Raw genomic sequence first — 12,288 nt, 5'->3', positions numbered from 1 at the left:
GGATCTCATCGCTTGCCTGTGCGGATCTCGAGAGTCGGTAACGATCCGCTCACAGCCGGACGTTCAGTAGCGGATGCGGCCCTCGTCGCGCGCCCACAGGAGGAACGGCTCGGCCGCGTCGGCCGTGCGGCGCTCCTCGACCCGCGGCATGCTCCAGCTCGCGCGGTCGGTGGCGAGAAGCTCGTAGAACGCGCTGTCGTCGAACCCGGCCGCCGCCGCGTCGTGCTTGTTCGCCGCGAACACGACCCGCTCGACGCGGCCCCACAGCGCGGCCGAGATGCACAGCGGGCACGGCTCGCAGGAGGAGTAGAGCACCGTGCCGGACAGGTCGAAGGTGCCGAGCGCCCGGCCGGCGGCACGGATCGCCTCGACCTCGGCGTGCGCGGTCGGGTCGTTGTCCCGGGTCACCCGGTTCTGCCCGGAGGACACCCGGCGGCCGTTCCTGACGACGATCGCGCCGAACGGCCCGCCGCCGGCGCGCACGTTCTGCGCGGCCAGATCCACGGCGGCCTCGAGCCAGCGCAGGTCGCCGTCGTCGGCTGCGTGAGCTGAAGGGTCGCTCACCGGGTCACCGTCGCCTCGATCAGGCCGTACGGGCGGTCGTCGGCGTGGAACACCTCGTTGCGGTTCGCGATCGGGGGCTGCACCGCGAACCGGGTGAAGTCGTAGGCGAAGTGGTGTTTGTTGGGCGCCCTGAGCGTGACGGTGTCGACCTCGGGCACGGCGTCGAGGACGGCGCCGCCGATCTGCCACAGGGTCTGCTGCAGGGCGAGCGAATACCGGGTGGCGAAGGTGGCCACGACGGCCTGCCGGGCGGCGGCGTAGGCGGCGTCCCAGTCGGCGGGGAAGCGGGAGAACCGCCAGGTGGCGTCGATGGCCGTGGCGAGGATGCGGTCGTCGGTCTCGCCGAGGGTCGTGAACTCGTCCTTCAGGAAGCCTTGGAACTCGCTGCCGGTGGATTTGAGGATCACCAGGTCCTTCACGCCGCCGGTCACGGTGACGGAGCGGGTTCCGCCCTCGCCCTCGACGACGATGCGCGCGGTGCGGTTCTCCGGCCCGCGCCGCACCCAGGTGTGGTCGTGTTCGGCGCCGTCGACGACGACGCGGTCCCACGCGTCGACGAACAGGTCGACCTGGGCGCGGCGCACGCTCTCGATGCCGTCGACGAAGTGGGTGGCCAGGGCCAGGGCGTACTGCTCGACGGTGCCGTCGCCGTGCAGCTTGGCGTAGGCGTAGGCGGTGTTCTTCTGCGTGTCGGTGGGCAGCACCTTGCCCTGGTCGCCGGTCACGTACGCATCCGCGAAGTCGCCCTGCAGCGCCGTCGTCACCGTGAGGTCGCGGATCTCGTGGCGCGGCCGGTCGCGGTAGATGCGCACGATGTGGCTCTCGGCCTTGCCGTACTGGTCGGCGCTGAGGCGGTAGGTCATCGCGGGTTCCCTTCGTCGTGCGGTGTGCTGCGGGGCGTGCGGGTCAGGGGTACTCAATCACCCGGCGCATCCGGGCGCGAGAGCAGGCGGCCGGCGGGGGCCGCCGGGTCGACGGGTTCGCCGGCGAGCAGGGTGGCCCGCACCCGCCCGCGCAGCTCGCGGCCCTCGTAGGCGGTGACCGGGTTGCGGTGCGCCAGGGCGTGCGCGTCGACCGTGAAGCGCTCGTCGGGCGCGAACACGGCGAGGTCGGCGCGAGCGCCCGGGGCGATGCGGCCCCGGTCGGGCAGCCCGGCGAGGGCGGCGGTGCCGGAGGACATCCAGCGCAGCACCTCGGCGAGCGGCACGCCGCGGGCGCGGGCGGCGGTCCACACCGCCGAAAGCCCCAGCTGCAGCCCCGAGATCCCTCCCCAGGCGCGGGCGAAGTCGCCGCCGCCGGCGGTCTTCAACTCGACGGTCGCCGGCGAGTGGTCGGTGACCACCGCGTCCAGAGTGCCGTCCGCCAGCGCCGCCCACAGCGCATCCTGGGTGGCGGCGTCGCGGATCGGCGGGGCGCACTTGAACCGGGTCTCGCCGTCGCCGATCTGGCCGGCGTCGATCGTCAGGTAGTGCGGGCAGGTCTCGGCCGTGATGCGCAGCCCGTCCGCCTTCGCCGCGCGCAGCAGCGGCAGCACCGCCGCGCTCGAGACGTGCAGGATGTGCGCGCGCCCGCCGGTGCGGCGCAGGCCCGCGATGACGTGTTCGACGGCTGCGGCCTCCGCCTCGTCGGGGCGCGAGGCGACGTAGTCGGCGTACCGCGGGCCGCCCGGGTTCTCGTGCGCGTGCAGCACGTCCGGGTCCTCGGCGTGCACGATGAGCAGCCCGTCGAAGGCCGCCAGCTCGTCCAGGGCGGCGTCGAGCTGCGCGCGGCCGAGGTGCGGGAACTCGTCGACGCCGCTGGGGGCGAGGAAGCATTTGAAGCCGAAGACGCCCGCCTCGTGCAGCGCCCGCAGCTCGCCCGTGCCGAGGTTGCCGGGCACCGCTCCGCCCCAGAACCCGACGTCGACCGCGACCCGGCCCTGCGCCGCCTGCTGCTTGACGCGCAGCGCCGGCACGGTGGTCGTCGGCGGGATCGAGTTGAGCGGCATGTCGAGGATCGTCGTCACGCCGCCCGCCGCCGCGGCCGCGGTCGCCGTCGCGAACCCCTCCCACTCGGTGCGGCCCGGCTCGTTCACGTGCACGTGCGTGTCGACGAGCCCCGGGATCAGCACCTCGTCGGGTTCGAGCCGCCGCTCCTCGCGGGCGTCGGCTGCGGCATCCGCCGGCCCCACGGCCGCGATGCGGCCGCCCACGACGGCGACGGATGCCTCGCGCTCGCCCTCCGGCGTGAGCACGCGGCCGCGCAGCACGAGGTCGACGTCTGTCATGCGCCCATTCAAGCCGCGGCAGGTTGCGGGCCTGTTACGGCCGCCCGCTCGCGCCGGCTGCCGCGCTCAGCCCTCCGCGCTCAGCGCTCCGCCGCCCGCAGCTGCGCCCAGACCCGGTCGCGGGTGAGCGGCAGCTCCGCGATGCGGAAGCCGATCGCGTCGCGCACCGCGTTGGCGAGCGCGGGGGCGACCGGGTTGTACGGCGCCTCGCTCATCGACTTCGCCCCGCGCGGTCCGACGAGGTCGTAGGTGTCGGCGAAGAACACCTCCGTGCGCGGCAGATCGGCGTACTGCGGGATGTGGTACTGCCGCAGCACCGGCGTGAGCACGACGCCGTCGACCACCTCGAGCTCCTCGTACAGCACCGAGCCGATGCCCTGCGCCGCGCCGCCCTCGAGCTGCCCGCGCAGCTGCTCAGGGTTGATCACGGTGCCCGCGTCGGCGGCGTGCACCGAGCGCAGGATGCGCACCTCGCCGGTGCCGCGATTCACGGCCACGCGGAAGCCCTGCACGTTGAAGGCGACCGAGCGGGGCGTGCCGTCGGTGCTGGCGCGCTGGGTGATCCGGCCGGAGCGCGGGGCGGCGTGGGCGACGAGGTCGGCGAGGCGGATGCTGCGCGCATCCGCTCGCACGCCGTCGGCGGTGAGCTCGCACGCGCCCGCGTCGACGCCGAGCAGCTCGGCGCCGATCGCGACGAGCCGGTCGCGCAGGCCGAGCGCGGCGGCGTGCACGGCCTTGCCCGCGACGACGGTGCCGGCCGAGCCGAACGCGCCGGTGTCGTAGCCGGTGACGTCGGTGTCGGACTGGCGGATGCCGACCCGGTCGGCCGGGGCCCCGAGCGCCGTCGCGGCGAACTGCACGTGCGCGGTCGTCGTGCCGTTGCCGAACTCGCTCGTGCCCACCGCGATCTCGTACCGGCCGTCGGCGCGCAGGGTCACGGATGCCTCGGCGTAGTGCCCGCGCGGCGGCAGGGTGGCGATCATGGCCACGGCCAGGCCCGAGCCTTCGCTCCACTCCGGGCCGGTCGGGCGCTCCAGCCGCGCGCGCGGCAGGGCCTGCGGCCGCCACGCGGGGTCCGCGGTCTCGGCCAGGCGCTCGTCGACCCAGTCGATGCACTCGTCGAGGCCGTAGCTGCCGATCACGAGGTCGCTCTCCAGCGAGTCGTCGGGGCCGATGACGTTGCGGCGGCGCAGCTCGGCGGGCGTGATGCCGAGCCGGCGGGCCAGCTCGTCCAGCGCCGACTCGATGGCGAATCCGACCTGCCCGAGCCCGTAGCCGCGGAACGCGCCCGAGGGCGGGTTGTTGGTGTACACGCCCTCGACGTGCACCCGGCAGGCGCCCCAGCGGTACAGGTCGACCGACTCGTGCACCGAGTGGTACAGCACGCCGCGGGTGTGGCCGCCGTAGGCGCCGCCGTCGGCGAGCACGTCGAGGTCGAGGGCGGTGAGGCGGCCGTCGTCGTCGGCGGCGACCGAGACGTCGATGCGCATGGGATGCCTTCCCGGCACCACCGTCATCGTGTCGGTGCGGCTCATCTCGTACTGCACGGGCCGCCCGGTCTTGAGCATCGCGAGCAGCACCAGGTCTTCGGTGAGCAGCTCCTGCTTGCCGCCGAAGCCGCCGCCGACGCGGCCGGCGAGCACGCGCACCTGCTCGCGGTCGAGGCCGAAGACGTGCGCGAGCTCGTCGCGGGTGAGGAACGGCACCTGCGTGCTGGAGCGCACCACGTAGCGGCCGTCGTCGTCGATCCAGCCGCGGGCGGCGTGGGTCTCGAGGGCGACGTGGGTGACGCGGTTGGTGCGGAACCGGCCCGAGAAGCGGTGCGGCGCCGCGCCGAGCGCCGCGTCGACGTCGCCGGAGCCGAGGTCGAAGCGCACGATCGTGTTGTGGGCGGCGTCGTCCACCCGGTCCTCCGGCGTGCGGTCCGGGTGCAGCAGCGGGGAGCCGTCGCGGCGGGCGTCTTCCGGGTCGTACACGGCCGGCAGCAGCTCGTAGCCGACGTCGAGCAGGGTCAGCGCGTGCTGGGCGGTGCGCGGGTCGTCGGCCACCACGGCGGCGACGCGCTGGCCGCGGAACCGCAGCACCTCGTCGAAGACAAGGGTGTCGTCGGGGTCGTCCTCGCGCGACTCGTGCCGGGCGGTGGAGAACCGCACCTGCGGTGCATCCGCGGCCGAGAGCACCGCGTGCACGCCGGGCAGCGCGAGGGCGCGCGCGGGGTCGAGGTGCACGACGCGCGCGTGGGCGTGCGGACTGCCCAGCACCGCCAGATGCAGCATCCCCTCGGGCGGGTCCTCGTCGAGGGTGTACGGCTCCGTGCCGGTGACGACGCGGCGTGCGGCCGGCGGCGCCACGGAGGCGCCGTAGGCGGGCTCGCCGTTGGTGATGCCGGCGGCCAGCGTGTTGCGGGTGCCGCAGATCGCGTCGCCGATGGAGCGGTAGCCGGTGCACCGGCAGAGGTTGCCCTTGAGCGCATCCGGCAGCTCGGCGCGCTCGGCGTCGCCGAAGGTCGACGCCGTGACGACCATGCCGGGCGTGCAGTAGCCGCACTGGAAGCCGCCCGCCGCGACGAACGCCTCCTGGATCGGCGCGAGAGCGCCGCCGGAGCCGGAGCCGTCGCCGTTGCCGCCGAGCCCGGCCGCCGTGGTGACCGACCTGCCGTCGACGCGGTGCGCGGGCACCAGGCACGAGTGCACGGGGGCGCCGTCGACGAGCACCGTGCAGGCGCCGCAGTCTCCGGCGTCGCAGCCCTTCTTCACCGCGTAGTGGCCGGTCTCCCGCAGCAGCGTGCGCAGCACCTGCCCGGGCGCCGGCACCGTCTCGACCGGATGACCGTCCACCTCGAACCTCATGCCGCCTCCGCGAGCTCGAGGCGGATCTCCTCCGCGGCCAGGTAGCTGAGCGCCCGCCGCCACTCGAGCGCGCCCTGCTGGTCGCCGAACCAGGTGTCGATCGGGTCGATCGCGCGGGCGAGCTCGAGCGCCTCCGGCACGCCGTCGAAGCGCAGCACATACGGATGCGTCGTGGCGCCGGCCAGCACGACCGTCAGCCGCCCGTCCGCGTCCCGGCGCCCGGCGGCCATCCCCGCTGCGCGGCCGAGCGGCGCCTTCGACCAGCTGCGGAACGCGGTGCGCCCGTCGAGCGGCGCCGCGGGGAAGTCGATGGCGCGCAGCACGTCGCCAGGGCCGAGCACGGTGGTCATGTCGCCGGTCACGAAGTCCTCCGCGGGCACCCGCCGCTTGCCGCCGTCGGCGTCCCAGACGCGCACCGTGGCGTCCAGGGCGCACGCGAGCACGGTCATCATGCTCGCGGGGTAGGCGAGCGCCATGTTGCCGCCCACCGTGGCGGTGTTCCACACCTTGAACGAGGCGAGCAGCGCCCGCGCCGCCTGCCGGAACAGCGGCGCCGCGGTGCGGGTGGCCGTCTCGGGGATCGCCGCGAGCTGCGCCCAGGTGCAGGTCGCCGCGAGGCGCAGCCCGCCGTCGTCGCGCGGAACCACGGCCCGCCAGCCCATCGCGGTCAGGTCGACGAGGCCGGTGACCTCCGGCGGCTGCGGGGTGGAGAACAGGTAGGTGCCGCCGCCCAGCAGCGCCTCGCCCGGCGCGAGCGCCAGCTCGGCGCGCGAGCGGGGGGTGCGCATGCTGCGGACGTGGACGAGGTCCATCCGCCTACTCAACCATGACGGTGCGGCATCCGACCCCGCCCGTCATGTTCAGAGTCGTCGCATCCGGCCTGCGCCGCACCCGGCCGGCGCCGTGGTCAGCCGGCGTGGTCGCGCCCGGCGAGCTGGTCGAGGGCGTGCCGGTAGAACCCGTCGAGCACCTCGAGCCCGTCACGCACCCCCGACGGCGACCCGGGCAGGTTGACGATGAGGGTGCTGCCGGCGACGCCCGCCGTGCCGCGGCCGAGCAGCGCGTGCGGGCTGTGCGCGGCGCCGCGCCGGCGCAGCTCCTCGCCGAAGCCGGGCAGTTCGAGGTCGAGCACGGCACGGGTGTGCTCGGGGGTGCGGTCGGTGGGGGAGACGCCGGTCCCTCCGCTCGTGACGACGATGCGCAGCCGGGCGGCGACGGCCCCGCGCAGCGCGTTCTCCACCCCGGGCCCGTCGGGCACCACGCGGCGGCTCGCGTCGAAGCCCCGCTCGGTAAGCCAGGCGGCGACGATAGGCCCGGTCTCATCCGGGTACACGCCGGCCGCCGCGCGCGTCGAGACGGTCAGCGCGAGAGCGGTCACACGGCCCTCCACTCGCCGCTCTTTCCGCCGTCCTTCTCGAGCACGCGCAGCTGCGAGATGACGGCGGACTTGTCGACGCCCTTGATCATGTCGTAGACGGTCAGCGCGGCGACCGAGGCGGCGGTCAGCGCCTCCATCTCGACGCCCGTCACCCCGACCGTCTTCACCTCGGCGCGGATCGCGATGCGCTCGCCCTCGGCCGCGAGGTCGACCGTGACGCCGGTCAGCGGCAGCGGGTGGCACAGCGGCACGAGCTCCCAGGTGCGCTTGGCGGCCATGATGCCGGCCACGCGGGCCACGCCGAGCACCTCGCCCTTCGGCAGCCGGCCGGCTTTCACCAGTTGCACCACGTCGGGCCGGGTGAGCACGGATGCCTCGGCCACCGCCCTCCGCATGGTGGCCTGCTTCGCGCTCACGTCGACCATGTGCACCGCCCCTTCGGGGGTGAGGTGGGTGAGCGCGTCCTCCGGGTCAGTCATCGATCCTCCAGATCTCGACCTCGTCGCCGGCGTCGAGGTGCTCGACGCCGGCCGGGATGTGCACGAGCGCCTGCGAGCGGGCGTACGCCGCGATCAGGTGCGAACTCGGGCCGCCCTCGAGCTCGACCGACCCGTCGGCGGTCACCCGCCCGCGGCGCACCTGATGCTTCGCGGCGGGCGATTCGACGGATGCCGCGAGCCGGCCCCGCTCGCTGCGGCGTGCGCCCCGCAGCACCGGCCTGAGGAAGAGCTCGAACGAGACCAGCACGCTCACCGGGTTGCCGGGGAAGGCCAGCACGGGGGTCGGCCGCCCGGCGACCGCGAGCTCGCCGAGCCCCTGCGGTCCGCCCGGCTGCATCGCCACGGAGCCGAAGCGCACCCCGCGCGGCGCGAGCGCCTCGCGCACCACCTCGTGTGCGCCCGCGCTGACCCCGCCGCTCGTCACCACCAGGTCGACGGGGCCGGCCGACTCGAGCGCGGAGAGCAACACGGCCGGAGCGTCGCTGCGCACGCTCGTGGCGAGGGCGATGCCGCCCGCCTCGGTCACCGCGGCCGCGAGCGAGAGCGCGTTGGCGTCGTAGATCTTCCCGGGCGGCAGCGCGGCGCCCGGTTCGGCGAGCTCGGCGCCGGTCGAGACGACGAGCACGCGCGGCCGGGCGCGCACCGGCACGACCTCGACGCCGGCGGCGGCGAGCGCGCCGAGCTGCGGCGGGCCGAGGCGGGCGCCCGCCGGCAGCAGCGTCGCCCCGGCGGGCAGGTCGCTGCCGCGCCGCCGCACGAAGGTCTCGGCGGGGGTGGGCTCGGCGAGATCGATGGTGGAGCCGACGGCGCGGAAGGAGCCCACCTGCTCCACCGGCACCACCGCGTCGGCACCCTGGGGCAGCGGCGCCCCGGTCATGATGGCGACCGCCCCGCCCGGGAACACCCCCACCGGATCGCCCGCGGCGACGTGGCCGGTGACGGCGAGCTCGCCGGCCGAGGCATCCGATCGCACGGCGTAGCCGTCCATCTGCGCGTTGTCGAACGGCGGCAGGTCGATCGGCGTCGCGACGTCGGCGGCGAGCGTGCGCCCGAGCGCCGCACCGAGCGGCAGGGTCTCCGCGGCCGGGCGCCACAGCCTGCCGATCAGTTCGGCCACGGCCCGCTGGTGCTCGGCGACGGAGGTCATGCCTCCACGCTATTCCGAGACGAGCCGCCGCCGTGGGGGCGCTCCGCGGGCCCGGGAAGGAGACCCTGGACCTCTCCGACGAGGGCGCGAGCCCAGGGCCGCCCGGCGACGAGCACGACGACGAGGGCGACGGCGATCAGCACGAGCGACAGCGCGACGGCCGCGTCCGGGTCCACGTTGTTCTGCAGGTAGATCTCGAGCGGCAGCGTTCGCGTGGTGCCCTCCAGGGAGCCCGCGACCGTGATCGTCGCGCCGAACTCGCCGAGCGACCGGGCGAAGCAGAGCACGGTGCCGGAGACGAGAGCGGGCACGAGCGCGGGCAGCGTGACCTTCGCCAGCACCTGCGTGGGGTTCGCGCCGTAGGCCAGCGCGATCTCGTCGTGCGCGTCGCTCTGGCTGCGCAGCGCCCCTTCGAGGCTGATCACGATGAACGGCAGCGACACGAACGACTGCGCCAGCACGACCGCCGCGGTGGAGAACGGCACCTGCAGCCCGGCGGCGGCGAGCGCGGGCCCGAGCAGGCCGCGGCGGCCGACGGTGTAGAGCAGCGCGAGCCCGCCGACCACGGGGGGCAGCACGAGCGGCACCAGCACGAGCGCGCGCGCCGCACTGCGGCCGGGGAACCGGCCGCGGGCGAGCACGAGGGCCATCGGCACCCCGAGCAGCAGGCACAGCGCCGTCGACATCAGCGCCGTCTCGAGGCTGAGCCGCAGGGCGGTCAGCGACGAGGTCGAGCCGATCAGCGCGGGGAAGCGCGCCCAGTCGACCCTGACGACGACAGCGGCGAGCGGGAGCAGCACGAACACGGCGCCGAGCCCGGCCGGCGCCCACAGCCAGGCGGGGAAGGGGCGCGCGCCCGGCCGGTTGCCGCTCACGGCGCGCCGAAGCCCGCCGCCCGCAGCACCTTCTGCCCCGCGGCGCTCGTGACGAAGTCGACGAACTGCTTCGCGAGCGCCTCCTGCTTCGTCCCCTCCGTGACCGCGATCGGGTAGGTGTTGACGACATCGGATGCCTCGGGGAACCGCACCCCGTCGACCTTGGAACCCGCCGCCGTGACGTCGGTCACGTAGACGAGCCCCGCGTCGGCGTCGCCGCTTTCCACCTTCGCCAGCACGGCGGTCACGCTCTGCTCTTCGCTCACCGGGCTCAGCGTCACCCCCGTGTTCTTCTCGACCTGCTCGGTCGCGTTGCCGCACGGCACGCCGTCGGCGCACACGACCACCTTCACCCCGGGTTTCGCCAGATCGGCGAACGACCGGATGCCGGCCGGGTTGCCCGGCGGCGTTGCGATCTCGAGGATGTTCGTCGCGAAGTCGACGGGCGTGCCCGAGATCGACTTCTGCGCGACAGCCGCCTGCATGTTCTTCTCGTCGGCGGAGGCGAACACGTCGGCCGGCGCGCCCTGGGCGAGCTGCTGCACGAGCGTGGACGAGCCGTCGTAGTCGAAGTCCACCGTGACGCCGGGGTGGGCCTTTTCGAACCGGGCGCCGAGCCGGTCGAAGGTCGCGGTGAGGGATGCGGCGGCGAAGACGGTCAGGGTGCGCTTCGTCGCCCGGCTCGGCTGGGCGCCGGCCTGACTGCTGCCCGCCTGCCCGGCGGCATGCCCCGCGCACCCGGCCAGCAGCAGCACCGCCAGCGCTGCGCCGCCGACGCGGGCGATCCGTCTCATCGGTGCGTGCGCCCGGTGCCTCACGATTCCGGCGTGAAGTCCAGCGCGATCGAGTTCATGCAGTAGCGGTCGCCCGTGGGGGTGCCGAAGCCGTCGGGGAAGACGTGGCCGAGGTGCGAACCGCAGCGCGCGCAGCGCACCTCGGTGCGCACCATGCCGAGCGAGGTGTCCTCGATGAGGGTCACGGCCTCCGGCCGCACGCTCTCGTAGAAGGACGGCCAGCCGCAGCCCGAGTCGAACTTCGTGCCGCTCTTGAACAGCTCGGCGCCGCAGGCCGCGCAGGTGTAGATGCCCGCGCGCTCCTCGTCGAGCAGTTCGCCGGTCCACGGCCGCTCGGTCGCGGCCTCCCGCAGCACCGCGTACTGCTCGGGGGTCAGCTCCGCGCGCCACTCCTCCTCGCTCTTGTTCACCTCGAAGGGGGTGGAGTTCTGGGACGAGATCTGGCTCATGGCAGCTCCTCTCTGATCTCGTGACGTCTTGCCCCAGACTAAACTCGCCGCGCACCCCGCCTGTTCCGGTTTCAGCGGATGCCCGGGCGGGCGCACCCCGCGTGCCTCAGCGCTCTCCCCGACGGCGACCCCTAACCTGACTGCATGCCCCATCGGCTCCTCACCGACCGCGAGATCGCGATGCTCGACTTCGAGCGCGACTGGCGCCAGGATCCGGGCGCGAAGGAGCAGGCGATCCGCTCGCGGTTCTCGCTTTCGCCCGCCCGCTACTATCAAGTCCTCGGCCGGCTGATCGAGTCGCCCGCCGCGCTCGCCTACGACCCTCTTCTCGTCAAGCGGCTGCTGCGCAGGCGGGACGAGCGTCGCGAGGCGCGCGTCGCGCGATCCCGGCCGATCGACTGAGCACGCCCGCGACGCCCCAGGGACCAGATGGCACAGAACTTTCCGAAGGACCGCTTCGACGTGGTCCCGCCCGACCTCGAGCGCGTCGGTGCGCACCGCGCGCCTCGGCGTCCGGCGACCGGGCTGATGTGGCTCCTGTGGTGCGCGGTCGCCATCGTCGTGATCGTCGGAGCCGGCTGGATGTACCTGCGGGTCCTCGACGGTTCGCTGCCGGGGGCGAGCTCCGCGAGCACGAGCACGCCGACCGCGAGCTCCACCCAGCGGCCGACGGCCACCAAGAGCCCCACGCCGGCCGCCAGCCCGACCCCGACCGCCACGCGCGTGGCCTCCGCTCCGGTCAGCGTGCTGAACGGCGCGGGCATCACCGGCCTCGCCGCCCAGGGCGCGGCCAAGCTGACCGCCGCCGGCTGGACCGCCGTCACGACGGGCAACGCTCCTCAGACCGGGCAGGCGGCGACGACCATCTATTACTCGGACGCCTCGGCACGCGGGATCGCCCTCGGCGTCGCCCAGGACCTCGGCATCGGCAGCGTGCAGCAATCCGACGAATTCGCCGCCCAGGGCGCCCAGGTCGTCGTCGTGCTCGGCTCCGACTTCCAGCCCTGACCCGTCCGCGCTGCGGCCGACCGCATCCCGCTGCGTCTCCGCACTGTGTTTCCACACTGTGTTTCCACGACATGACGGCTCCTGGTCGATGTCGTAACCATTTCCCACAATCGGACATCCACCCTCTTCCCGCGCCCCGTCCGGCGGATACGATCGTGGCCACCACGGCGGGCGATGCCGCTGCCCGCCACAGCAGCAAGCGCAATGGAGTAACAGATGGCGAACGGGACCGTGAAGTGGTTCAACGCTGAGAAGGGCTACGGCTTCATCACGGTCGACGGCGGAGGGCAGGACGTGTTCGTGCACTACTCCGCCATCGACATGAACGGCTACAAGACGCTCGAAGAGGGCCAGCAGGTCACCTTCGAGGTGGGGTCGGGATCGAAGGGGCCGCAGGCCGAGTCGGTCCGACTCGCCTAGCACCGAGCTTCTCGTCGAGAAGGCCGTCCGGGTCCGCC

At 74.1% G+C, this 12,288-nt stretch carries 14 protein-coding genes; 3 read left to right on the top strand and 11 right to left on the bottom strand.

The window, feature by feature from the left end; all coding sequences use genetic code 11:
• Positions 1-63 precede the first annotated feature (63 nt).
• The 11 genes from H563_RS16160 to msrB form a co-directional block, all read right to left on the bottom strand.
• Entirely contained in the window at positions 64-564 is a 501-nt protein-coding gene (locus H563_RS16160; RefSeq protein ID WP_022882517.1) for a nucleoside deaminase, read from the bottom strand.
• Positions 561-1,427, bottom strand: coding sequence for a factor-independent urate hydroxylase (gene pucL, locus H563_RS16155; protein ID WP_022882516.1), 867 nt, complete (start codon positions 1,425-1,427; stop codon positions 561-563). The genes H563_RS16160 and pucL overlap by 4 nt, the downstream gene beginning before the upstream one ends.
• 53 nt (positions 1,428-1,480) lie before the next feature.
• Positions 1,481-2,830, bottom strand: a complete 1,350-nt coding sequence (gene allB / locus H563_RS0110240; protein WP_022882515.1) for an allantoinase AllB — start codon at positions 2,828-2,830, stop codon at positions 1,481-1,483.
• 80 nt (positions 2,831-2,910) lie between these two features.
• Complete coding sequence (locus H563_RS0110235; RefSeq protein WP_022882514.1) at positions 2,911-5,679, bottom strand: molybdopterin-dependent oxidoreductase; 2,769 nt, start codon at positions 5,677-5,679, stop codon at positions 2,911-2,913.
• On the bottom strand, positions 5,676-6,491 hold the full coding sequence (locus H563_RS0110230) for an FAD binding domain-containing protein (protein WP_022882513.1): 816 nt from the start codon (positions 6,489-6,491) through the stop codon (positions 5,676-5,678). The genes H563_RS0110235 and H563_RS0110230 overlap by 4 nt, the downstream gene beginning before the upstream one ends.
• Before the next feature lie 95 nt (positions 6,492-6,586).
• Positions 6,587-7,057 carry a MogA/MoaB family molybdenum cofactor biosynthesis protein gene (locus H563_RS0110225; RefSeq protein ID WP_022882512.1) on the bottom strand — a complete coding sequence of 157 codons (471 nt, stop codon included), beginning with the start codon at positions 7,055-7,057 and terminating at the stop codon, positions 6,587-6,589.
• The gene (moaC, locus tag H563_RS0110220; RefSeq protein ID WP_022882511.1) at positions 7,054-7,536 is read right to left on the bottom strand and encodes a cyclic pyranopterin monophosphate synthase MoaC; all 483 of its coding nucleotides are present in this window, start codon (positions 7,534-7,536) and stop codon (positions 7,054-7,056) included. The genes H563_RS0110225 and moaC overlap by 4 nt, the downstream gene beginning before the upstream one ends.
• On the bottom strand, positions 7,529-8,704 hold the full coding sequence (locus H563_RS0110215; RefSeq protein ID WP_022882510.1) for a molybdopterin molybdotransferase MoeA: 1,176 nt from the start codon (positions 8,702-8,704) through the stop codon (positions 7,529-7,531). The genes moaC and H563_RS0110215 overlap by 8 nt, the downstream gene beginning before the upstream one ends.
• Entirely contained in the window at positions 8,701-9,579 is an 879-nt protein-coding gene (locus H563_RS16150) for an ABC transporter permease (protein ID WP_022882509.1), read from the bottom strand. The genes H563_RS0110215 and H563_RS16150 overlap by 4 nt, the downstream gene beginning before the upstream one ends.
• On the bottom strand, positions 9,576-10,373 hold the full coding sequence (gene modA, locus H563_RS0110205) for a molybdate ABC transporter substrate-binding protein (protein WP_022882508.1): 798 nt from the start codon (positions 10,371-10,373) through the stop codon (positions 9,576-9,578). Before modA ends, H563_RS16150 begins: the two co-directional genes overlap by 4 nt.
• A gap of 20 nt (positions 10,374-10,393) precedes the next feature.
• Positions 10,394-10,822, bottom strand: coding sequence for a peptide-methionine (R)-S-oxide reductase MsrB (gene msrB, locus H563_RS0110200; RefSeq protein ID WP_022882507.1), 429 nt, complete (start codon positions 10,820-10,822; stop codon positions 10,394-10,396).
• Positions 10,823-10,966: 144 nt separating this feature from the next.
• On the opposite strand from msrB, the gene H563_RS16145 reads away from it, so the two are divergent.
• The 3 genes from H563_RS16145 (at position 10,967) to H563_RS0110185 (ending at position 12,250) form a co-directional block, all read left to right on the top strand.
• Positions 10,967-11,224, top strand: a complete 258-nt coding sequence (locus tag H563_RS16145; RefSeq protein ID WP_022882506.1) for a DUF3263 domain-containing protein — start codon at positions 10,967-10,969, stop codon at positions 11,222-11,224.
• Between the two features lie 27 nt (positions 11,225-11,251).
• Positions 11,252-11,830, top strand: coding sequence for a LytR C-terminal domain-containing protein (locus tag H563_RS18400; RefSeq protein ID WP_022882505.1), 579 nt, complete (start codon positions 11,252-11,254; stop codon positions 11,828-11,830).
• Between the two features lie 216 nt (positions 11,831-12,046).
• Positions 12,047-12,250 (top strand): cold-shock protein, encoded by a 204-nt coding sequence (locus H563_RS0110185; RefSeq protein WP_022882504.1) that lies wholly within the window; start codon positions 12,047-12,049, stop codon positions 12,248-12,250.
• The last annotated feature ends 38 nt before the right edge of the window (positions 12,251-12,288 follow it).

This window comes from Gryllotalpicola ginsengisoli DSM 22003, from assembly GCF_000419445.1.
Taxonomy (GTDB): Bacteria; Actinomycetota; Actinomycetes; order Actinomycetales; family Microbacteriaceae; genus Gryllotalpicola; species Gryllotalpicola ginsengisoli.
This window is presented reverse-complemented; position numbering and strand designations above follow the sequence as displayed.